The sequence below is a fragment of the Mucilaginibacter gossypii genome (assembly GCF_900100945.1).
In the GTDB taxonomy this organism is placed as follows: Bacteria; Bacteroidota; Bacteroidia; order Sphingobacteriales; family Sphingobacteriaceae; genus Mucilaginibacter; species Mucilaginibacter gossypii.
Genome location: NZ_FNCG01000008.1, coordinates 220,658 through 243,557 on the forward strand (window position 1 = coordinate 220,658; position 22,900 = coordinate 243,557).

Below are 22,900 nucleotides of genomic sequence, written 5' to 3' on the forward strand. Positions count from 1 at the left end.
GCGAACCCTGTTTTCTTTAAAACGGAGCTTGTTCGAAAATCAATCGGGATAATTAATCCGGGGATAAAATATTGTTCATAAGGCTAATAGTCAATATATTGTAAGAAAAAAGCAGCCATACTTAAAAAAGTGACTTGCCGCTATAACCCAATAAACTGACTTGCAAACCGGCACGGGCTTGTATACCCCTGTCATAACTAAACTGATAAAATTGAAAAAGACATTTTTAGCAATAATTGCAGGCCTTTTTTGTGCCGTTGCCTGGGGCCAAAACAGTCAATCCGCTCTTCGGGATCTGCGTTATAGGCTATGGTACACCAGGCCCGCCACCAACTGGAATGAGGCCCTGCCGATAGGGAATGGTTTTATAGGTGGAATGGTCTTTGGCGGCGTACAGCAGGAACGCATCCAGCTCAACGAATCTACCATCTGGGGAGGCGCCCCTAACAACAACATTGATTCGGCCGCTAAGCCTCATATTGAAGAAGTACGCGTGCTTTTGGCGCAAAAAAAATACCTGGAGGCGCAGGCGGCTGCCAATAAATATCTCGGCCCGAAGGGCAACAGCGGCATGCCCTATCAACTCGCCGGAAATTTGTATATCAATTTTCCCGGCCAGACAGATGTTAGCAATTATTACCGCGACCTGGATATCGAACATGCCACAGCTACAGTACGGTACAGCTCGGGAGGTGTTCAGTATAAGCGGGAATACTTTACGTCGTTCAAAGAACATGTGTTACTGGTACGGCTGAGTGCTGATAAACCGGGAATGATCAATTGCAAGGTAAGGCTCCAGAGCCCGCTTGTACAAGAGCTTACCGCAGCTAACCAGGAAATCGTTCTTTCAGGTAAAAGCAGCGATCACGAAAATCAAAAAGGCCAGGTTAGGTTTAACATGATCGCCCGTGCAAAAAATCATGGGGGTACTATACAAACAGATACTTCCGGGATGACCATCGCCCATGCGGACACGGCGACTATTTATCTCTCCATCGGCACTAATTTCATCAACTATCACGACCTGTCAGGAAACGCGCCTGGGCGGGCCCGCAACGATATGCAGGCTGCCTGTACCAAATCGTTTAATACCCTGCGCCAATCTAATATCAGGTTTTATCAATCGTACTTTAACCGAATAAAACTGGACCTGGGCATGACAAATGCGATCAAGCTGCCCACAGATGTGCGGATACAAAACTTTGCAGGTAACAACGACGCCCAACTGGCCGAACTGTATTTTCAATTCGGGCGTTACCTGCTGATCTGTTCGTCACAACCGGGATCACAACCGGCCAACCTCCAGGGCATATGGAACGGGGAACTGAAAGGCCCGTGGGATAGTAAGTATACCGTCAACATCAATACTGAAATGAACTATTGGCCGGCTGAGGCCACCCAGCTGTCTGAGCTGGGCACGCCTTTATTTAACCTCGTCAAAGATGTTTCCGTAACCGGTAAGGCAACAGCCAGGCAGATGTATGGGGCCAGGGGCTGGATGCTTCATCATAATACAGACATCTGGCGGATTACCGGTATAGTGGACGGCGCATTCTGGGGTTTATGGCCAACCGCAAATGCCTGGCTATGCCAGCATCTGTGGGAACATTATCTTTTCACAGGAGATAAAAAATTTCTGAAGCAATATTACCCGGTAATGAGAGGTGCCGCTGCCTATTTCGTTGATGTGCTGCAAAAAGAACCGGATCATGGCTGGCTCGTCGTAAGCCCGTCCGTTTCGCCCGAGCACGAATACATAACCGGGAGCCATGAGGTGTCGGTTGCTGCCGGGACCACGATGGATAACCAATTGGTATATGGCTTATTTACAGATGTTATATATGCTGCGGCAGACCTGAATACGGACAAAACATTTGCCGATTCGCTGAAAGCGCTGCGCGAAAAATTGCCGCCAATGCAGGTGGGCCGGTACGGGCAATTGCAGGAGTGGCTGGACGACCTTGACCGGCCAACTGACAATCACCGCCACGTATCGCACCTTTACGGACTTTTCCCGGGGAACCAGATATCTCCTTTTATACATCCGGAATTATTCGCCGCGGCCAAAAATTCATTGGTATACCGCGGTGACGTATCTACCGGCTGGTCAATGGCCTGGAAGATTAATTTGTGGGCCCGGTTATTGGATGGCAATCACGCTTACAAGCTAATCAAAGACCAGATAAAACCAGTCATGACCAGATCCGGAGGCACATATCCCAATTTATTTGACGCACATCCCCCATTTCAGATTGACGGCAATTTTGGCTGCACTTCGGGGATCACCGAAATGTTGATGCAAAGCCATGATGCTGCAATCTACCTGTTGCCTGCTATGCCCGACGACTGGGATAAAGGCAGTGTAAACGGGCTGATGGCCCGTGGCGGATTCAAGATAGACCTGGCATGGTCAGGCCGTCACCTAACAAAGCTCGTTATACATTCGGCCCTTGGCGGGAATTGCCGGCTGCGTGTTAACGAACTGCTGAACAACCGGATGTTAAAAAAAGCAAACGGTGTTAACAGCAATGGATTCTATCGTATCACCGACATCGCGCAACCCATTATCAAAAAAAATGATAAAGATCTAAACGTAAAACTCCCGAAAAGTTATTTATATGACCTTCCAACCCTGGCAGGTAAAACATACCGCATTATTTGAGTAATTAATAAGATGGCTTGTAGTAGCTATTTCGCTATAAGCATATAACAGGGAATTGGCCGGCGATATGATGAAAAAAATGCTGGACAACCGGGGCTATCCAGCCCCGTCAAATTAAACATCGAAGTATAAATGCCCTGCCTGCTGCCTTTGGAAAACAATATTAACAAAGATGAAACAAACCCAATTTAAACTTATCTGCACACTCATGGCGGCGGTTTTCACCGTAAGTCAGGCCGCCGCCCAAACAAAAGAAAAACAAATATTTTTATCTCCTCCCCTCATCAGATCGATTTATACCGCAGACCCCTCCGCACATGTTTTCAATGGTAAAATTTATATTTACCCTTCTCATGACATTGACACAGCCGTAACCGACAACGGTAGCGGCGATCACTTTGCGATGAGGGATTATCATATCCTTTCGCTCGATCATATCAACGGGCCGGTAACCGATCACGGGGTAGCCCTCGATATAAAAAATATCCCCTGGGCGGGAAGGCAGCTATGGGCGCCGGATTGTGCTTACAAAAATGGCGTATATTACCTTTACTTCCCGGTGAAGGATAAACAAGATGTTTTCCGTATTGGCGTTGCTACTTCCAAAGATCCCGCCGGGCCTTTTAAAGCCGAACCACAACCAATTGAAGGCAGTTTTAGTATCGATCCGGCGGTTTATACAGATTCGGATGGCCAAAGTTATATGTATTTTGGCGGTATCTGGGGAGGTCAGTTACAGCAATGGGCCACGGGTAAATACCAGCCCAACGGTTCCAAAACCGACCTTCAGAACGATGATGCCCCGGCGCTCAGCTGTAAAGTGGTCAGGCTAAGTTCGGATATGAAGCAATTTGAGGGGCCGGTGAAGGATGTTATTATCCTGGACGAGAGCGGGCGCCCGCTGCTGGGAAAAGACCATGACAGGCGTTTTTTTGAAGGGCCCTGGATGCATAAATTTAAAGACAAATACTATTTCACCTACTCTACAGGTGACACGCATTACCTGGCATACGCTACAAGTGATAAGCCATTCGGCCCCTTCCGCTATAAAGGAATATTTTTGAAACCGGTGCAGGGCTGGACCACGCACCATTCTATCGTAGAGTTTAAAGGAAAATGGTACCTGTTTTACCACGACACGGAAATCTCCGGCAAAACACACCTGAGAAATGTTAAGGTAACGCCGCTTTACCATCGTTCAGACGGCAGTATTGCCCTGATTGACCCGTTTAAATCAAAATAAATTTAGAATAAGCTACGGCCTTCAATTAAACTAAAGACCGTAGCTAATTAATTTATTATCTTTTTTCCGCCCATGGATGGCAATCGGAAAGCACTGAGAACGCCTGCCTTTATGATTAATTAGTTTGGGGCAGCTTATTTAAACAATAATGATCTTATTGCCAAAGCATTCTTAGATCCTTTTATCTTGACATATAGATCATGCTGACCGGCAATGGCGGGTATCTTTGCAGATATGGCCGACCATTTATTCAATGAGCCTGTACTTTTAACCGGTATAACCGCGATTCTCCTGCCGTCTTTGTTTAGGTCATCGATCCATATTTCAACGCTGCCGTTACTAAGCGCCGCGGCGGTCAAAGAAATATTGGTTGCTTTGTTTGCCCCTCTCCCCATATCCACTCCGCCCAACATCACCCAACCTCCGGCATCATTATTTAAGATAGCGCCATCAACCTGAGATAACGTAACGCCCCAATAATTATTGGCGCCTGCTAAAGGCTGCTCCGAATAACCGTCTTTATAAACGAAAAGATCGAAATCCGCTTCCCTGCCTTCAGCAAAAAGGCCCAGGCTGGTACCTACCCACGAATTAAAATTAGGCTGGGCTTTGTCCAGTTCACTTGCATTGATGACCGTACCGATTTGATGCCATTGCAGACCATCAGAACTGTAGTAACCGGTTAGCTCATGCGCTTTTCGCTCCAGCTTCAGCCATACGCTTTCCCCAATTTTGTTTTCTGTGCTGAACGACTGGCCGCCCATCGCGAAATTGAATGTTTTTCTGCCTTCTTCAAACCCAGTACAAAGACGCACGTTTACCGATTCATTGCCGGAAGCAAGGTAAATCCCCGCCTCTTGCCCTGATGCCAGGGCATTCAGCCTTACCCGCGTAACGAGCGAATAATAATGTCCCGCCTCTTTTTGCAGAATGTGGGTCCTGCCAATTTTCGGCTTAAGCCTAAGCCAGCCTTTATTGTCAGTGACTGAATACTGTTGAGCAGCGTTCTTGTTGAAAAAATGCCAATACAACGACAAATTTGAACTTGAAAATTCATCCGACCTCGGTAAGCGCCAGGCCAGGCCGTTATTTGTAAGATTTGGACGTGTAAGGGGCATATCTGAGGGATAAGGAACAAAAGGATGGCCGTCGGCTGTCCACTGAACCTGCAAAATCAGGTCCTGTCTTCCCTGGCCGCTCCAGTCATCCCCTTTGGGTGCATCGTAACTTTGCGCGATACACCACCAGGTACCGTCACTTAACCGAAATGGAGACGACATGTGATTGACTGATCTGAACCTGTTATCCGGATCTTTTGAAAATGCGAATATTTTTCCAAGGTTCTCCCATTTCGCTGAATCCGCAGTAAGTGATCTTGAACGAAGTACATACTGCCCGCCTGTAACATCACCAGCCATGAAGTAATAATACCAGCCGTCTCTCTTACACATCACAGGGCCCTCAGCCCAGCTGTATTTCTTGTCGTGATTGATCCAGTCCAGGTTAATCAATTTGCCTGTCAGGTGGCCAGAACGATCGATCTGCTGTATGCGGTTAGCTGTCTGACTGGCTTTAATGATCATGTAAGGTGTGCCGTCGTCATCTACGAAAATAGAATTATCGTAGCCGATAGGACCTGTATCCGGGGTTGTTTTAACTTTTTCAGGCGCAGACCATGGCCCCGACGGTTTCGTGGCGCTTGACATGTATTGCCCGCCTCCTGCGCTGTTTGAAAAATAAATACGATAAACGCCATAAAAATAGGTTATTGCGCCTTGCCAAATGCCGGCACCCGGCGCCCCGGACTTTAACTCATCCCAATCCGCGGGCACAACCCTTGAAATGAGCTCCCAATGCAACAGGTCTTTGGAATGAAGAATTGGTAAGTTAGGGACGAAATGAAAACTGGAGCCGCACATGTAAAAGTCATCGCCAACCTTTAAGAGTGTCGGGTCCGGATGATCCCCGGCGAGCACCGGATTGACATAAGTTCTAACCAGGGTTGCTGCATCCTGGGGGTAAGGGGCCGGCTTGATATCTTCTACCTTACTGAACTGAGCTATAGCGCCATGATACCAGAAGAAAGAACAAACAACTATTAAACTACAACGGGAAATAATGGATTTGAAAGTCATCAGTGTACAAATGAATATAAGACCTAAAAATATGATTACAGCATTCGCCCGGATGTCCTGTATGTAACTAATCGTACAACGAATGTGCAAAATCGCCATATTGATAACGCTCATTGCAGATATCGAATAGCTGATTATCCATATTGTGATTAGACTTTAGATGACATGATCAAAGGCGCCGAATTATCAAAACAAGACTATTGTTCCATTTTTAAGTCATTGCGGCAATAGTAATGAGTATAAAAAAAGGTAAAAAATGTCTTTCCTGTATGTGCCTTTTTTATAAAAAACTGTTAAGAGTTGTACTGTGTGCTTTCCTGCTGATATAGTGAGTATCTTCCGGGCTGAACGTGTGCAAGGCGTCCGATTTGTCACTTATAATGACTATAACAAATGATAAACATTAGGCACAATTGGCGTATTACCGGGCCTTTTGTAATATCCGCAGGGCCGGTTGGTTTAAATTTTCGACGAATTAAAAAAATATTCAATTTTAATTATTTAAGACACGTTTATGAAAACAGTTGTCAGGTATCTTATTAATGCTTCAGCGCTGTTGTTTTGCTTTCAAACTTCAACAGCACAACAGTTTGTCCATCCGGGGCTGCTTCAAGGCCGCGAAGACCTGGCCAGAATAAAAAACGGCGTTGCCATGCGCATTGAGCCCATTTTTACGGGCTATAATCAATTAAAAGATAATCGCCAGTCGCAGTTCGATTATAAAATGCAAGGGCCAATGGAGATGGTTGGCCGAAATCCTACCGTGGGCCAGGGTGTTTATGATGCTGACGCCAATGCGGCCTATCAGAACGCCATCATGTGGACCATAACAGCCGATCAACGTTATGCGGAAAAAGCAAAACAAATTGTTGATGCCTGGGCATCGAAATTAAAATCCATAACAGGCCGTGACGCCGTATTAATGGCCGGTCTTGGACCGTTCAAAATGGTTAATGCCGCGGAAATTTTGCGCTATACCAATTCAAACTGGGCACCTGTCAAAATTAAGCAGGCTGAGAAGCACTTTAAAGAAGTGATTTATCCGGTTATTAAAGATTTTGCACTTTTTGCTAACGGCAACTGGGATTCAGCTGCACTAAAAACAATGATGGCCATAGCAGTATTCTGCAATGACCGGCCAATGTTTGAACGCGCGATTGTTTACTATCAATACGGCGAAGGCAACGGCAGCCTGCCCAATTATATTATTAATGAAGAAGGACAGTGCCAGGAAAGCGGAAGAGACCAGTCGCATACGCAATTGGGTATTGCGCATCTTGCCGATTGCGCCGAGATAGCGTGGCAACAGGGACTAAACCTTTACGGTATACTCAATGATCGCCTGCTCAGGGGCTTCGAGTACACCGCGAAATATAATTTGGGGGAGAATGTTCCTTATTTGCCCGCAATGGACCGGACCGGAAAATATTTGCATGCTCAGATAGCTACAGAAGGGCGCGGCAAACTGCGTGCGGTTTATGAAGAGGTATTTAATCACTATGTTCACCGGGCGAATAAAACGGCCACTTTTACGCAGAAAGCTGCTGAAAAGGTACGGCCGGAACCGCAAGGCACGCCGGGTGCAGACCATATTGGCTTTGGTACTTTATTGTACTCACGCAGCCTGCAAACTATTGACCCCTATGCAAAGGTTAAGCCGTGCACACCGTCGGGATTGACGGCTATGCCTGAGAACAGATCCATTCAATTGACGTGGGTACCGGTACGGGGAGCCATTTTTTATCAGGTTAAAAGGGCAGTCAACAGGAAAGGAAAGTTTAAGATAATCTCCTCCAGGGTTATCAATGCACAGTTTAAGGATAAAAATGTAGCCTCGGGGCGCAAGTACGTGTATACCGTATCGGCGGTGAATAATAAAGGTAAAAGTAGGGACGCCTATCCTGCTGCTGTTACAGCGGGATTGCCCGCAGGATGGTCGGTTACCGATCTCGACCCCAAATCAAAAAAAGGACAAGCACGGTCATTGGATTCTGGTTTTACTGTTGAAGGTACCGGCATGGGATTTACCGGAAACGAAGAGCAGGCTACCTACATCCATCACAAATTAGTGCCTTATCAAACGCTCGCCGTTCATTATCAGCCGCAGTTGACTTCGCAGTTCACCGGTTTCGGCATTTCGTTCAGGCAGTCTGCGAAGGAAAAGGGGATCGGGGTAAATTTGCTTATCTATCCAGAAGTTTTGCAACAACTTGAGGCCCCCAAATGGGTAGTAACCTGTACGGCTCGGCTTCACCCGGGCGATAGTTTAACACAGGCAGGAGCAACGCTCAATGTAAAAGAACCTGTAGTATCTTTTAACCGCATGACGGGCGGTTGCTGGCTAAAGTTAGTTCAGGAACAAAACCAGGTAAACTCATTTTATTCCGCAGATGGCAAAGATTGGCAACTGATCGGGACTGTTGCGCGAAACCTATCGCTGACAGAAGCCGGCATAATCGTTTTTTCGGGGCTTGAAGCGGTATCTACAACGGTCAAATTTGATCAGGTTAGGTTAGAATAACCTTTTAAAAATATTAGCATAGCCGGAAATGCTGACATCGTCAGGTCGGGTTTATATAACAAAAAGTCTATTTGGAACAACAATATTCTTTTTGATACCCATAAATTCGTATCAACCATTTAGCCTGAGCAAACAAACCGACGATCATGTCTGCTGGTTGCACCATCAATTTTGGTATGCCTGCGGTCGGAAAGCCCGGATTTTTACAGTGCTTGATAAGCCGGGTCAATTGAGGTGCAATTATAAACTTTGTTTAAACGGGTTATGACGTTACAGAATTTTAAACCGGAAAATGAAAACTAAGCTTTCCCTGATTTTTTAATACTATGCTCGGTAATATTTCTTTTGCGCCCATTATTGCTGGCCTTGTTTCAGCCCTGCTTTGTTTTAATAAAGCCTGTTGCCAGCCTAAACAAGTAGCTCCGCTATGGGGCAACTGGACTCACTGGGGCGACCAACTTGACGGTACTTACCGTAACCCTGTCTTACCTGGTGATTACAGCGATGTGGATTGCATCCGGGTGGGTACTGACTATTATGCCGTGTCCTCTACGTTTCAGTATTCCCCTGGTTTTGTGATCCTGCACTCTAAGGATATGGTAAACTGGCGCATCCTGGGCCACGCTGTCAACGATATTTCGGTGATTTCGCCCGCTATGAATTATACCAGGATGGACCATTATGGCCGTGGGATCTGGGCGGGGGCCATACGCTATCATAACAACCGTTTCTGGATCTACTTCGGTGATCCGGACGAGGGCTATTTTATGAGTTCGGCCACACGGCCTGAAGGCCCCTGGGCGCCTTTAAAACATGTACTGAACGAAAAAGGCTGGGACGATTGCTGCCCGTTTTGGGATGATGACGGCCAGGGCTACCTGATAGGCACCAGGTTTGCCGATAACTATAAAATCCACCTGTTTAAAATGTCGGCCGATGGCTCGGTGATTGACCGGGAAAGCGACAAGGTGATCCACCAGTCGCAGGGCAGCGAGGCAAACAAGCTGTACAAAATTAATGGCTATTATTACCACCTTTTCAGCGAGGTGCGCAACGACGTAAGGGTGCTTATGATGGAGCGGGCCAAAGATATTCGGGGCCCTTACGAAGGCCCGCAGCAATTGAGCGAAGGTCAGCCGCAATTTAACGAACCCAACCAGGGCGGATTAGTGCAGACTGCTGACGATAAGTGGTACTTTTTGACCCACCATGGCTCGGGCGATTGGTCGGGCCGGATATTGAGCCTGTTACCTGTAACCTGGACTAATGGCTGGCCTATCATTGGCCGGCCTAATGCAGCGGGCCTTGGCGAAATGGTGTGGCAGGCCCCTATGCCCGTAACCGGCACCGGTCGGGTTGTTCCGCAAAGTTCGGATGAGTTTAACGGCAACACGCCTGGCCCCCAGTGGGAATGGAACTACCAGCCCCGCGCCGCCAAATGGTCCTTAACTCAGCGAAAAGGCTGGCTCAGGCTGCACGCCTTCAAACCACTCAAAAACGATTTGCTGTATGCCGGAAACACCATAATCCAGCGCTGCTACCGCACCAACGCCAACGAGGCCACCGTTAAAATTGACCTGAGCGGCATGGCTAACGGCCAGCGCGCCGGGCTATCGCACTTTGGAGCACCCCATTATGCGGCGGCCGGTGTAGTGCAAACCAGCCGGGGTAAACAGTTGCAGTTCTTTACTGAAAATGCCGTAACCGACGGCCCCATCATCAAGGGCAATAACATTTGGTTACGCACAGTGTGGGGCCTGGATGGCAAAAGTAATTTTACGTACAGCACGGATGGCAGGAATTTTAAACCCATTGGCGAAACCTATCAGTTAAGATGGGGATCATACAGGGGCGACAGGCTGGCCATTTACAGTTTTAACGACCTGCAAGATGCCGGTTTTATTGATGTTGATTACCTGCACTATCAATATTCCCATTAAAACAGATCCAAACAGAGAGCAGACAAACTGACCCTATAACACGCCTAACCCGCACCAACCTGATGATCCGCCTGAGATTTGCACTGCAATTATTACTCGGTTACAGTATATTGACCACGGCCCCGGCCGCCGCGCAATCCTGGACGGCAAGTAGAAAGCTGATAATTCGCCAGGTATGCTTTACAATTCTATGGTAATAGATACGCGCAGTTTAAATCATAAGCAACAAGCGCTGGCGATGGAAATTGTAGCTACGTTGCGGCCCAAACCTGCAAACTAAATAGCCGCCTCTTGATATTTCGAATTAAATTCTATCTTTGCATCCAATTCCTGATTTGTTAATCTTTTAAATATCAAGGAATCATGACAGAGCAAATCTACATATCGCCCCTTTCGCTCATTGCCTGATCAGGCAGGCAAACCCTGTATTTTATTAAATAATTAAACGGTTGCATCAGTAACCTGTGCATTATTTTGCCTGCCCCCCAATTCACTGGATTTTTTGAGCGCTCTAACAAGGGTATATCCTTACTCAAGGACGAACTGAGATCAAAAATCAAATTCAAGAAAATTAAATGAAAGTGTGATGAACACACATGAATGGCCGCGCTGTATCAAATCGGCGCGGCGCAAAAGGCGGCTCGTTAAAACCGGTCGGGATAAACAACTGATACAGATGGACAAACGGCGCGATGAACTAAGGGAGCAAAGAAGGCTTTTGCCGATGGTTGCGCTTGAACACCCGTATCAACGTGGCTGGAAACGTTTTTTTGTGTTGCGGGATGACCATAAGCATAACCCCAGGAAGGACTTTTATGAAGCCTTATTAATGAAAATTAACACGGTTGAATATCATCAGGACAAATCCTTCAAACGGAAAAAACGACGCAAACAACGTTATGTGTACCAGGCTAAACCGCAAATACTGCGTGAGTTGTCGCAACATAGTTGGGATATCAACAGGATCAATTTAACCGAGCAGGAAAAGGTTTGCTTTACCCGTGTTGAAACTTTTGATGTTAAAACCTACCGTACCGAGGTGAAATACGTGTTTGCCGAGCCCTGGCGATATGTGCTAAAGGTAGCGCCGCATATGGTAACACATACTAAAATGATCGATGCGGATATTGAACGGGAATTAGCGTGGATAGACGAACACATTGATAACAACCACTTGTGGCCGCGCATCAACCTGTTAACCCGTGGCCGGAGCTATCGCTGGAAAGATGAGTTTAACGACCGGCCAAAATACATTAACAAATTTAAAAACACACCAAGGTATGCCTGTAAAGAAGCTTACCTGGAATTAGAAACATAACCCACATGGGCAATTTAAGAACAAAAGATTTAAGTAAAATAGGTTATCATAATGATCAGCTGCGAAGCCTGGTTATTGGTATAACCTCTAAAAATTTCAAGCACCATAGTAAGCAGCAGCTACTGGACCTGTTGGTGAATATTAAGAACGATCCGGAAGTATTTCTGGATGATGAGTTAACAAGCAAGATAGCCGAAAAGGTAATTGGCAAAACGGATGCTCCATCCTTTAAAGCGTTTGCACTGCGTGATGAACCGGTATACTGCAAAACTTACGGTGGCAAGGGTATTGAGCAATCGGCCAAAAAACAAATGGAGCTGGCTAATATGCTGCCAGTAAGCGTTCAAGGTGCATTAATGCCTGACGCGCACATGGGTTTTGGTTTGCCTATTGGTGGCGTACTCGCTGCAAACAACGCGGTAATTCCCTATGCTGTAGGTATGGATATTGGCTGTCGCATGGCGCTGTCCATTATCGATGAGAGCGATGGTTTTCTAAAACGGTTCGAATATCAAATTAAACAAGCCTTAAAAAATCATACTCATTTTGGTATGGAAGGAGGCCTGGATGTAAGGCAGGAGCATGAAGTGCTGGATAGCAGGGTATTTAATGAGATCCCATTTTTAAAACCGCTGCGGAGTAAGGCGGTACGGCAATTAGGCACCTCGGGCAACGGAAACCACTTTGTGGAGTTTGGCGAGATCGAACTTTTGGCTGATAACGCTTTAGGTTTACCCGCTAAAAAGTATACGGCCTTGTTAACACATTCAGGCAGCCGGGGTTTAGGTTCGGCAATAGCGAGGCAGTACACGCAGATAGCCATGAATACCTGCAAACTTCCGCGCCACGCACAGCAACTGGCCTGGTTGGATATGAACAATGAGGCGGGCCAGGAATATTGGTTAACCATGACCCTGGCCGGAGATTATGCCAAAGCTTGTCACGAGCGCATACACGCCAACCTGTTAAAGGCTTTAGGCTTGAAAGCTTTGCACGTGGTGGAAAACCACCACAACTTTGCCTGGAAAGAACAATTGGCTGACGGCCGGGAGGTTATTATTCATCGCAAAGGCGCGACACCGGCGCATCAAGGCGAGCTGGGCATTATCCCTGGCAGCATGACCGCGCCGGCTTACCTGGTATCGGGCAAAGGTGCAAATGATGCTTTATATTCTGCATCGCACGGTGCCGGCCGGGCCATGAGCAGGCAAAAGGCTAAGGACAGCATGACGGTTTCGGCCATGAAAAAGTTGCTCACCAATGCAGGTGTAACCTTAATTGGCGGTACCGTTGAAGAGAACCCCTTAGCTTATAAGGATATCGAGGCCGTGATGGCGGTGCAAAGCGACCTGGTTGATGTCCAGGGCAAGTTTTATCCACGTATCGTTCGGATGAATAAGGAGTAGTGATGAAAAAGATGATGATACAAATCACTTCAGGCAAAGGCCCGGCAGAATGCAGCCGGGTTGTAGCCCGCGTACAAAACCTGATGTTGAAGCAAGCCAAACAGCAAGGCATTCAGCTTGAAGTACTGGAAAACAAAGCCGGCGGGTTAAACGGCACTTTACTATCCGCTACGATGATGGCTACCGGTAATAACCTGGATGCTTTTGTAAAAGAATGGACCGGTACTATACAATGGATAGCGCAAAGCCCGTATCGAAAATACCATAAACGTAAAAACTGGTTTGTGGGCGTATCTGTTTTTGACGTAAAAGAACTGATGCAATGGAACCCTAAAGATGTAAAGCTGGAAACCTGTCGTTCGTCGGGACCAGGTGGCCAAAATGTAAACAAAGTGGAAACCGCGGTTCGGGGAACACATTTACCATCGGGACTGCAAGTTATGGCAATGGATACCCGGTCGCAGCTCGAAAACAAAAAGCTTTGTTTAGCCCGGCTGGAAGCCAAAGTACTGATCTGGCAAACAGAAAAATTGATAGAGCAGCAGCAAAGTCAGTGGCAGGAGCATAACGCCCTGGAGCGTGGTAATCCGGTTAAAACCATCAGGGCAGTAATTTAAAACAGGCGGCAAAAGTAACCGGGTTTTTTCGTGAGAAAAGGTAAAAAATCGATGTTTTTATAAATGGTGAGGTTTAATAAAAGCCTCAAAACGGCGTTTGGCTGTTGTTTTAGAAGCTTTGAATCCTCTGATATTCTCCATATATCGATTACCAGGCTTTTAGATTAATTTCTAAAAGCCTGTTTTTTTATGGGCACTACGCCGGTACAACACTTTTCGTAAGTTTTATTGATATGTTCCAATCCCAAACTGCGTAAAAAATAGACTTGTAAGGTTTTTGGCCAAAACGTTGTTGTCCCAGCGGAAAGTATCTTGTCATCCGTTTTGTTAATGAATTAACTATCGGCTGATCCTATTGATACTGTCGACACAGCACCAGCATATTAATTATTTATCTGGTTTGAAAGTGAATATCACAATGCGGCAACCACTGCTTTAACTGTGTCTTGTCTTCTTTTGATAAGTAATTGTCATCCAATCTTATCTCTTTTAATTTTGTTAATTTTTTGATTTCAGGAGAAATATAACGAAGTGGGTTATTCCAAATTTCAAGTTTTTCGAGATTAACCAACGAACCTATACAGTTAGGGATACTATCTATTTGGTTATCAAAAATTAGTAATTCTCTAAGATTTGACAGATAGCGAATATTATCAGAGATGCCTTTAATCTTATTGCTATAGACCTGTAATGTTTGAAGCCCACTTAATTTATTATCTACGAAGCCCAAATCTTTAAACTCATTTTCTTCAATTGAGAGCCATTTTAGGTGGGGAACAGTCTTGATTTTTTCAGGAAACATTGACAATTTATTGCCAGAAATATCAAGGTATTCTAAACTATCAAGGTTTGAAAGATCTGTTTTAATTTCGTTGATTTCCGTTTTTCCTACCAGCAGGCTTTTTAGCCCTCGCATTTTATACAAATCATCAGGAAGTGACTTTATGGGGTTTGCACCCAAATAAACACTATGAAGTGATTTAATTTTATAAAGCTGTGAGGGTATTGTTGTAAATTTATTCTGTGCGAGGTAAATTGTATTAATTGGTAATGTGCTGACAGCATCGGGCAGGTAAGCAAGTCCGGCACCTTGAAGATTTAGATACGCTCCCTCATTAGCCATTACAATTGACACTCCTGAAGACGTATAAAGGGTTTTCAATTTGCCTGCATCAATTTTGTTCACAATTTCTACTATACGCTTCTGCGCTAATGAATCGGATTGCCCCCTTTTGCTAAATAACCATGCCTTTACTATTCCCTTGCTTTTAATGCAGGGATATTGAAAGTTTGGGTTCCATTCAATGTCATTCGTTTCAACTGCAGATCTATCGGAGTACCGGTATCGTTGCCAGGTTGGCATCTCTTCCTCTTTTGTAGACGTGATGACAATACCGCTATCCGGGATGATAACAGTTTTAGTCCAAAGAAAAGCTGGAGGTAGCTCAGGGTAACCTTGAATTCCGAAAACTATCCCTGCTGCGCCCCTGGATGCTTTAGAGAAGATAAAAGTTGTATGTTCCTGCCATTTCAAAGCACAATAAGAAACAGTAAGAATATATACTGCCGATACTCCCATCTGTATTAGTTTAAAATGTTTAGTCTTGGAAGCAAAATAATTAATGAGATAAAGTAATATTGAACTTATCATCATCAATATCCCTATTCCCAGTCCAAACCCACCGGTGAAGTAAATTATTGCAAGGCCTAAACAGATGGCCAATATGGCAAGGGCTTTGAGCGGAGTTATGTTTGATCTTTTCAATTTTGTCAAGCTTGGAATCGCTAATACTAATATGGCAACAACCAGGAATCCTTCCCTGTACTCAGATCGTAATGATAAACTCCCGCGCGCATGCCTGCGTAAATAATATTATTTCTGATAACCATTGAATTGGGATAAAGAGCCGCGTACCATAATCCTTTATCTACTAAAAAAAATATTTGTGCATTTCGACCTACTTTTAACAAACTTTTAGAAGTAATAATGATAAAGTTATCTTGATGATCTAATGCGATAACTGCTGGTGCTGTTGGTAGTTTTAAGTGTTCTCTCACAGCCCACTTATCATTTGGTTTGTAGATTTCAATAATGCTTCCTTCCGAGGTTCCTAAGTGTGCAAGCCCTTCAATGGCGTATTGTTTGCCTCCTCTATTAATAAACTGCACTATCTCATGACTTGATATTTTATAATAATTCTTACCATCACTTGAAACCCAGTATAGAGCACCACCCCATTCACCTCTGTAAAAGCCTACTAAATAACCATCTTCTACTTTCAAGATTGAAGCCCTTCCTCCAAAGTCACGACTATCAGCTTTTTTAACTTTAATTTTAAAAGGTAATTGAGGAGATGGAAGTTCTTTCTTATCTACCACAAAAACAGAATCGTTTTTCTTATAGACAGCCCATTCGTGAAAAGAGAAACCATATTTTCTGAGGCTGTCCGGATTAGTAGGAATTGGATGCGTATTCCAGTTACTGATTAGCTTTTTATCAGTTTGGCCTAAACAACTTTCGAGGCTAAATACTATTAATATAATAAGTAGGTTAACTTTCATAAGTTGTAGAAAGAATTAATTAATAATCATAAATATGCTCTATCGTCACTCCTTTTAGTTTAAGTGTTCTTACAAGCGAGCTAAGGTTTCCCACCGTTGTCACTAAAGCAACCCTGCTTAAGCCCGGCCTGGTAAAGATTGGCTGAGTAAATAGTATTTTATAATTAGCGGTTATATTTAAAGGTTTTTCAGTTAAAACGGTAAGCATAATAGCACTTTCATTTCCGGCAATCTCAGTAAAACCAACACCATTTTTTGCCAGCTTACTAACCGCTGTATTAAATTCAGCATAACGGGGTAAATTAGCCAGCACCATACCGTTTGGCAATACTTTTATATTATGCACAAATCCGGTTGTATCCAACCCTGTGGGTAGCCTATCCATCACTACTGCTGTTTGCAACGAGGCTGTTTCATAAGCCGATTTGGTGCCGAGGCCAATCAGCCAGCCATAGCCGCTTTTAACCAATAGTTCGGTGGTTAGATAATAGCGCCTCTCCAGTTTACGCAGCAAATGCGGACCGGAGAAAGAGGCGCTGCTCCACAACATTTTAAGCTGATGGTTAAAATCATACTCGTACCATGGCAGCGCCTCAATAAATTTTACATAGCTGTATTCATAATCAGCATTAAACTTATCTTCGGCGGTCATTTCTTCGTTGGGGCTGATATCGGTCACCCGGCCAATAACGGTCTCGTAAAATGATTTGATACCGTACTCAACGGTTGTGCTGCCGGCTATTACCCATATCATCACATGGTAGCCGGTATTGAAAGGGAAATTTCCTTTAATCTGATCGTACATTACACCGTAACCACCCCACATCTGGTCAACATGTTTCAGGTATGGAAAGGTGGTTGAAGTATGGGTTTTAAAGTAATCTGCCTGTTCAGCCGGACTAAACACCAGGAACCATTCGGGGTAGGTCAGAAAAGTTTGATCAGGCGGACGTACGGCTGCCTGAGGTGTTAGCGGGTGCTTATTAATTGACAGCCAGGCTTTATCCACCAACAAACCCTTCCCGGCAGGCACAGTGGATGGCTTCCTGTTTTTAACAACAAAAGTTATGATAGCCAGTAGCAGCGCAATTAATGTCAGTATCCTTAGCCTTTTCATGCCTATATTTTGGTAAACAACATTAAGGTATTATCGGATGGATCTTTATCTTGTAGTATTCGTTTACCGGCATCTTTAAATCCCGCCTGCTCAATAATGGCTGCCCATTCATCTGCGGACTTGAAGTTTTTAAAATCTCTGGCTTCAAACTCCCAGGTTTCGTTCAATCCCACATTAAATACCGTATGCACCAAAGAAACAAAGGTGGCCATTTCTGGCGTTTTAACATTATGGTCGCGGATAACAAACGAGCCGCCGGGCCGTAGGATTCGGTATATCGATTCCACAAACCCATCCAGCTTCGCTACCGGGCAGTGGTGTAAACCAATATAGCACGTAACCACGTCCAGGCTTGCATCAGGAATAGTTAAACTACTAATTGGGTTATAGCCATTAATATCCACAAAATTGCCCTCCTTGCCCAGCTGCCCCCGCTCCATAATGTCTCCCGGCGAATTGGTTGGCGCGAGATCATTAATAAGATATATCGGGCCGGTGACCTTGATTTCTTTTCTTAGCTGACTAATATAACGACCGGTAGAACCGATCTCGCCATAACCGGAGATCTGTTTAACATCGCCCAATAACCCCAGTGTTTGCCTGACTATTTCTTTTTTTTGCTTTTTAAGCGCTGGCAAGGCATAAGTCAGTTCTGATAAGAATGGCTTAATGCCTTTCAATTTGCTTTGAACTGATTTATAGATCTCCTCATCGGTTTTGCCTATGGCGGTTTCTTCTTTTATTAATTGATGGAATTTATCCTCGGGATACAAATGAAATATCACCTGCAAAAAGCGGTAAAAATCGTCGCTCCATTTGGTATCGTTAAATACTGCTTTAAATTCGGATGTATTAGCCATTGCTTGTGGGTTTTAATGGTTGATAATAGGTGTCCCAAAAAATGTTCCTGAATTTATAGTCAGGATCAAGCTTGGTTTTCAGGTCGAATAACTTTTGCGCGTTAGGATATGCTTTATGAAACTGTGCCGCGGTTGGATGTACCTGATAAGGTAAATAATAAGCGCCGTTTACAGCAATTACGGCATCAGCCAGCTCACGGGTCCATACAGCAACAGCATGTTTAGATGCCGGATCTGTGCGTTGCTTGTAATAAACCACAAAAGCAAATACCTCTTCCCGTGCCCATGCCAGGTAGGTGCCCGGGTCGGCTTTGGCATGTCTGATGGATACATTAAGCACGTTAACATTAAAACGGATAAATATTTCGGCCATGGCTTGTTCAAATTCCTCAAAGCGCTGAACAGGAACAAAGTATTCCAATAATACATAAGTGCTGTTGATTCGTGATTTGGGTTCCAGTTCGGCAACATCATAACCGGCTTCGTAGTTGCGCCAGTGGATCTTTTTGCCCCTGAACAGTAAAGGGTCAATTATAAACTCCCGGTAAGGCTTGCCTAATGGTCTTTCTGTAAACGCCCACAGGAAATACCGTTCCAGCGGATAGGATTCTTTCAGTGGCATCAGCCGGGTTTTAACTGTCGGCTTTTCGGTGGTTTCTATCCAGCTTACAGCTCTTAAACGCGTGTATTTTGGAGGGTAAATATCACCATTATGGAAAACTACCTGTGAATTATCGCGTATGGTTTTGAAGAAGTAATCTTTATATTCTTCAACTTTCATTTTTTTATCAATTCGTTTAATGGCCAGGTTATCGGCTAACTCGAGTTCAGCCTGAACGATAACGCCAATGCCATTATAACCGCCAATTGCGCCAAAGAATACTTCCGGGTTTTCTGTTTTAGTAGCATGTACTAACGAGCCATCGGCTAACACAACATCAATTGACCGTACTGATAAAACAACCGGCCCCATGCCCATGTATCGCCCATGGGCATTAACACTCAATGCGCCGCCTACCGTGAAATTGGCATAGGTTTGCATGATCTTGATGCTTAGGTCATACTCATCAATATATTGCTGAATATCGCACCAGCGGATACCCGTCTGTACTTTGATGAGTTTATCTGTTGCGGAAAACTCCAGTACCTTGTTCATTCCGCGCATATCAATATGCAGACTATGCGGGCTTGCTGTTTGTCCACCCATGCTGAAACGGCCACCGCCTACGGAGATAGCGCCGGTAGCGTTTTTAACAATTTCGCAGATTTCTTCGACCGAAGTTGGACGCGCAATTTTACTAACCAATACGGGATTCAGCCGGGTTACATCGTCAATAATACGCTCATCGGTTTTAAGGTGGGGGATCTCTTTACCTTCATCGTTTTTCAAATAATCGGGTGCCGACCCGGGTACCGAACCATATTGGTTTGTCGTGTAATCCCCTTTTTTGAAACCTAACCGCCAGAATAACCATAATGGCCCAAGCACGGGTATTAAAACAGTAAACAGCCAATAGCCTGAATAGCCCTGATCATGCAGGCGCTTAATAGAAGTAGCTATAATGATCCAGAATAATAAAGGATATAGAATAAACGTAGCTCCTTCGCCAGCAAGCAATAAAAAGTTGTACAACACGTAAAAAGTGCACCAGTAAAACAGGGAAGCCAGCCAAAAAGCCCCTTTTGATAAGCGGCCGTTAAAAGTAAATAGCAGATAGGTTACAGGTAGTTTTTGTTTCAGGCGCATGGATGGTCTTGGCAATACGCTAATATATCATTACTTTCAATTATAATTATAGCCGCGTATATAAATGTAACATGATACCCAGAGGTAAATTATATATCAGCTATAAGAACTTGGTTGAAGGTGCTTATTACTGCCTTACTGATCGCTTTCGCTTACCAGGGCCGGATGTTGATCAATGCGCTAACGAAATGGTTTGCCTCTCGGTGAGAACTGGAATCGATCTGGTATTAAACGCTTTGAATTTTCCGCCGGGCTTCGAGATGATTGTTACTGATATTAATATCCCGGATATGTTCGCCATAATTAACTGGCACGAATTAACGCTTGTTCCGATCCCGGTTAATAAGTATACCTTAAATATGTCCCCGGCCCAGGTGGAAGCAGCAATTACACCTGCAACCAAAGCCATACTGATCACTCACCTTTTTGGCGGTATCATGGAAATTGAAGCGATAGTTGCCATAGCAAAAAAGTATAACCTCATTATATTTGAGGATTGCGCACAAGCATATGCCGGTAATTTATATAGCGGGAATCCCGCATCAGACGTAGTGATGTTTAGCTTTGGCTTTATTAAAACCAATACGGCTATTAGCGGGGCGATGATCAAAATAAAAGACCCGGCGTTGTACGCTGAGGTTGTTGCGCAAAATGGGCACTACCATCAACAAAGTACTGCAGGCTATTTTAAAAAGCTTTTTAAAGTGCTGTTTGTAAAACTGCTCACCAATAAAGTTATTTATACCGGGTTTTATAATTTAGTAATGGCTTTGGGAAAGGACTTTGAACAGGTATTAGGTGGCTTTACAAAGGGCTTCCCCGGCAACGATATTTTTAGACAGATCCGGCATCAGCCTTCCACTCCAAATCAAAGGCTGCTCCGAAAAAAACTTGCTAACTTTGATCAAAATAGTATTACTAAAAGGATCCAATTAGCCAAAGATATTTTATCAAAGATCCCCGATAATTATAAAATTGGTTTTGAGAACAAGAGGCATTCTTACTGGGTGATGCCTGTTGAAACCCATAATCCGGATGCACTGATCAAACACTTGCGTAATAACGGTTTTGATGCTTCGCAAAAAGCATCAAGCTTAATCAAGTTGAGCGAGGCGGGCGGCGTTCCCAAACCTGAAGAATTAGCATTAGACAATCTTGTTTATTTACCAGTGTATCCCGCTATGAGCGCAAAAGACCGTAATAAACTAATACAACTAATAATCAATTTTTCGCACTAATCTCTTCTTATGCTGACAGGTTGTGGTGCTTTAACGTTTTCCATAACTGGGCTTCAATTGCTTAACCATATCCCTGGCCGAAAGACGTCCGTTTATTAATAAAAAATAGCCCGAACTATCCCACCCCACCCATCCAAATCCACTTTAAAAAAATATCATCAACAGCAATGAGGGTAAAACGCTTCAGGCGTGTTTAAGAGACAAATTTTAATAATCGTCTTAACAACACAAATGCTATGAAAGCAACATTCCTGATCTATCTTGTTATCTTTTTGATTTCGTTTAAATTTACTGCAGGCGCCCAGCAAAAAACGGCAACCAATGCCGATTCAGTATTTAAGCCCAAAATCGGATCATTCGATGCCGGTTACTCCTACTCGCCGTTTACCGTTAAAAATAAAAACATGAACATCAGGCAAGTGAATGCTTCGGTCAACGTACCGCTGATAAATAATTTCAGGGACGGAAAGCTTGATTTTTTACTTGCCGGCGTTAGTTACAGCGGGCTTTCCTTATCCGAAACAGGAAAATCATTCGGTGGTACTGATTTTTATTCTATTTCGGTACCCATCACTTTTCAAAAATCGTTTTCTGCAAAGTACGCGCTGCTGGTATCAGCAATCCCTACCTTATCATCCGACCTGAAAGATGTTTCGGGCGAAGACATGCTATATTCAGGCTTTGCCATGCTCAAGATCCGTAAGTCCAAAAGCTTTTCCTACGCCGTTGGTGTGGGTTATTCAAGGCAGTTTTTTGGTACGATACTGCTGCCGGTTATCGGGATAGAATGGCAGATCAGCGAAAAACTGAGCCTTAGCGGCACCCTGCCCGTTTCCGAAAAATTAAAGTACCAGCTCAACGATAAAAGTATCCTTGGTTTCAGCAGCGACTTTGGCATTGGCGGGGGCTCATACCGGTTGTCGAAAAAAACAGGGTCAAATTATTTACAGGTACAGCAGTATAAAAACACGCTTTTTTATAATTACCAGCTGGCTAAAAACTTTTCGGTACAAATAAGCGGTGGTTACAATTTTGTGCAACAGCTTGACTTGTACAACAAAGATCAAAAAGTTAACTGGGCACCATTTAACGACCTGAACAAACGCGTTCACCTGGCCGAGTTAAAAAAGACCGGCTTTACCGTCGAATCAGGGATCAGCTACCGGTTTTAACCCGAAACCGGTGCAGGTCTTCCTTTTGAATGTATAACATCAATCAACCGCAGCAATGGAAACAACTATTAATTTAATGGTCGAGGTTTTTAAAACAAATGTTGAGGATCCGGCGCAGGCAGCAAAATTGGTGGGCCTGCTTCAAAAACATATTACCAATAGCAGTGTAAATTTTGACCTGGAAGATTGTGATAAAGTATTGAGGATAGAGGGCCCGGAGGTTTCACCGCAATCGGTCGTGGGCATCCTTAAAGATTATGGCTACAAGTGCCAGCCGCTCGAATAAACACAAAGCCCGGATTATAATGCTTGTACTCCGTTTCATTTGTTAAACGTGTAGGTTTAGCGTAACCTGCACGTTT

At 44.4% G+C, this 22,900-nt stretch carries 16 protein-coding genes; 10 read left to right on the forward strand and 6 right to left on the reverse strand.

The window, feature by feature from the left end:
* The first annotated feature begins 211 nt into the window (after positions 1 to 211).
* On the forward strand, positions 212 to 2,662 hold the full coding sequence (locus tag BLS28_RS16625; RefSeq protein WP_256337458.1) for a glycoside hydrolase family 95 protein: 2,451 nt from the start codon (positions 212 to 214) through the stop codon (positions 2,660 to 2,662).
* Positions 2,663 to 2,834: 172 nt separating this feature from the next.
* The gene (locus BLS28_RS16630; RefSeq protein WP_091169641.1) at positions 2,835 to 3,905 is read left to right on the forward strand and encodes a glycoside hydrolase family 43 protein; all 1,071 of its coding nucleotides are present in this window, start codon (positions 2,835 to 2,837) and stop codon (positions 3,903 to 3,905) included.
* 134 nt (positions 3,906 to 4,039) lie between these two features.
* On the opposite strand, the gene BLS28_RS16635 is transcribed toward BLS28_RS16630, so the two are convergent.
* Positions 4,040 to 6,040 carry a family 43 glycosylhydrolase gene (locus tag BLS28_RS16635; RefSeq protein ID WP_176844488.1) on the reverse strand — a complete coding sequence of 667 codons (2,001 nt, stop codon included), beginning with the start codon at positions 6,038 to 6,040 and terminating at the stop codon, positions 4,040 to 4,042.
* Positions 6,041 to 6,554: 514 nt separating this feature from the next.
* Between BLS28_RS16635 and BLS28_RS16640 the strand changes: the two genes are divergently transcribed.
* From BLS28_RS16640 to prfH, 5 genes are all read left to right on the forward strand, one after another.
* Positions 6,555 to 8,561, forward strand: coding sequence for an alginate lyase family protein (locus BLS28_RS16640; protein ID WP_091169647.1), 2,007 nt, complete (start codon positions 6,555 to 6,557; stop codon positions 8,559 to 8,561).
* Positions 8,562 to 8,887: 326 nt separating this feature from the next.
* The gene (locus BLS28_RS16645; RefSeq protein ID WP_091169649.1) at positions 8,888 to 10,501 is read left to right on the forward strand and encodes a glycoside hydrolase family 43 protein; all 1,614 of its coding nucleotides are present in this window, start codon (positions 8,888 to 8,890) and stop codon (positions 10,499 to 10,501) included.
* A gap of 586 nt (positions 10,502 to 11,087) precedes the next feature.
* Positions 11,088 to 11,819, forward strand: a complete 732-nt coding sequence (locus BLS28_RS16650) for a hypothetical protein (RefSeq protein ID WP_091169652.1) — start codon at positions 11,088 to 11,090, stop codon at positions 11,817 to 11,819.
* Positions 11,820 to 11,824: 5 nt separating this feature from the next.
* Positions 11,825 to 13,225 carry an RtcB family protein gene (locus BLS28_RS16655; RefSeq protein WP_091169656.1) on the forward strand — a complete coding sequence of 467 codons (1,401 nt, stop codon included), beginning with the start codon at positions 11,825 to 11,827 and terminating at the stop codon, positions 13,223 to 13,225.
* Between the two features lie 11 nt (positions 13,226 to 13,236).
* The gene (gene prfH / locus BLS28_RS16660) at positions 13,237 to 13,842 is read left to right on the forward strand and encodes a peptide chain release factor H (RefSeq protein ID WP_256337459.1); all 606 of its coding nucleotides are present in this window, start codon (positions 13,237 to 13,239) and stop codon (positions 13,840 to 13,842) included.
* A 391-nt stretch (positions 13,843 to 14,233) separates the two neighbouring features.
* Here prfH and BLS28_RS16665 read toward each other — a convergent pair whose 3' ends face one another.
* The 5 genes from BLS28_RS16665 to BLS28_RS16685 are packed head-to-tail and all read right to left on the reverse strand — an operon-like array spanning position 14,234 to position 20,128.
* Positions 14,234 to 15,607: a leucine-rich repeat domain-containing protein gene (locus BLS28_RS16665; protein WP_139160028.1), complete on the reverse strand. Its 1,374-nt coding sequence runs from the start codon at positions 15,605 to 15,607 to the stop codon at positions 14,234 to 14,236.
* A gap of 26 nt (positions 15,608 to 15,633) precedes the next feature.
* On the reverse strand, positions 15,634 to 16,404 hold the full coding sequence (locus BLS28_RS16670; RefSeq protein ID WP_091169664.1) for a hypothetical protein: 771 nt from the start codon (positions 16,402 to 16,404) through the stop codon (positions 15,634 to 15,636).
* A 19-nt stretch (positions 16,405 to 16,423) separates the two neighbouring features.
* Entirely contained in the window at positions 16,424 to 17,521 is a 1,098-nt protein-coding gene (locus BLS28_RS16675) for a hypothetical protein (protein ID WP_091169667.1), read from the reverse strand.
* A 2-nt stretch (positions 17,522 to 17,523) separates the two neighbouring features.
* The gene (locus BLS28_RS16680; RefSeq protein ID WP_091169671.1) at positions 17,524 to 18,381 is read right to left on the reverse strand and encodes a class I SAM-dependent methyltransferase; all 858 of its coding nucleotides are present in this window, start codon (positions 18,379 to 18,381) and stop codon (positions 17,524 to 17,526) included.
* Positions 18,374 to 20,128: an FAD-binding protein gene (locus BLS28_RS16685; protein WP_091169674.1), complete on the reverse strand. Its 1,755-nt coding sequence runs from the start codon at positions 20,126 to 20,128 to the stop codon at positions 18,374 to 18,376. The genes BLS28_RS16680 and BLS28_RS16685 overlap by 8 nt, the downstream gene beginning before the upstream one ends.
* A 71-nt stretch (positions 20,129 to 20,199) precedes the next feature.
* Between BLS28_RS16685 and BLS28_RS16690 the strand changes: the two genes are divergently transcribed.
* From BLS28_RS16690 to BLS28_RS16700, 3 genes are all read left to right on the forward strand, one after another.
* Positions 20,200 to 21,366, forward strand: coding sequence for an aminotransferase class V-fold PLP-dependent enzyme (locus tag BLS28_RS16690; RefSeq protein ID WP_091169678.1), 1,167 nt, complete (start codon positions 20,200 to 20,202; stop codon positions 21,364 to 21,366).
* Between the two features lie 236 nt (positions 21,367 to 21,602).
* A complete protein-coding gene (locus BLS28_RS16695) occupies positions 21,603 to 22,538 on the forward strand; it encodes a DUF6268 family outer membrane beta-barrel protein (protein WP_091169681.1) in 936 nt (311 codons plus the stop codon).
* 55 nt (positions 22,539 to 22,593) lie between these two features.
* Positions 22,594 to 22,824 (forward strand): hypothetical protein, encoded by a 231-nt coding sequence (locus tag BLS28_RS16700; protein ID WP_218134438.1) that lies wholly within the window; start codon positions 22,594 to 22,596, stop codon positions 22,822 to 22,824.
* The last annotated feature ends 76 nt before the right edge of the window (positions 22,825 to 22,900 follow it).

What these genes read in the sequence shown, in the direction of transcription:
- BLS28_RS16700 (WP_218134438.1), top strand. Translation starts at nt 22,594, where the DNA reads ATGGAAACAACTATTAATTTAATGGTCGAGGTTTTTAAAACAAATGTT.
- BLS28_RS16685 (WP_091169674.1), bottom strand. Translation starts at nt 20,128, where the DNA reads ATGCGCCTGAAACAAAAACTACCTGTAACCTATCTGCTATTTACTTTT.
- BLS28_RS16640 (WP_091169647.1), top strand. Translation starts at nt 6,555, where the DNA reads ATGAAAACAGTTGTCAGGTATCTTATTAATGCTTCAGCGCTGTTGTTT.
- BLS28_RS16635 (WP_176844488.1), bottom strand. Translation starts at nt 6,040, where the DNA reads ATGACTTTCAAATCCATTATTTCCCGTTGTAGTTTAATAGTTGTTTGT.
- BLS28_RS16670 (WP_091169664.1), bottom strand. Translation starts at nt 16,404, where the DNA reads ATGAAAGTTAACCTACTTATTATATTAATAGTATTTAGCCTCGAAAGT.
- BLS28_RS16695 (WP_091169681.1), top strand. Translation starts at nt 21,603, where the DNA reads ATGAAAGCAACATTCCTGATCTATCTTGTTATCTTTTTGATTTCGTTT.
- BLS28_RS16655 (WP_091169656.1), top strand. Translation starts at nt 11,825, where the DNA reads ATGGGCAATTTAAGAACAAAAGATTTAAGTAAAATAGGTTATCATAAT.
- BLS28_RS16680 (WP_091169671.1), bottom strand. Translation starts at nt 18,381, where the DNA reads ATGGCTAATACATCCGAATTTAAAGCAGTATTTAACGATACCAAATGG.
- BLS28_RS16690 (WP_091169678.1), top strand. Translation starts at nt 20,200, where the DNA reads ATGATACCCAGAGGTAAATTATATATCAGCTATAAGAACTTGGTTGAA.
- BLS28_RS16630 (WP_091169641.1), top strand. Translation starts at nt 2,835, where the DNA reads ATGAAACAAACCCAATTTAAACTTATCTGCACACTCATGGCGGCGGTT.
- prfH (WP_256337459.1), top strand. Translation starts at nt 13,237, where the DNA reads ATGATGATACAAATCACTTCAGGCAAAGGCCCGGCAGAATGCAGCCGG.
- BLS28_RS16675 (WP_091169667.1), bottom strand. Translation starts at nt 17,521, where the DNA reads ATGAAAAGGCTAAGGATACTGACATTAATTGCGCTGCTACTGGCTATC.
- BLS28_RS16645 (WP_091169649.1), top strand. Translation starts at nt 8,888, where the DNA reads ATGCTCGGTAATATTTCTTTTGCGCCCATTATTGCTGGCCTTGTTTCA.
- BLS28_RS16650 (WP_091169652.1), top strand. Translation starts at nt 11,088, where the DNA reads ATGAACACACATGAATGGCCGCGCTGTATCAAATCGGCGCGGCGCAAA.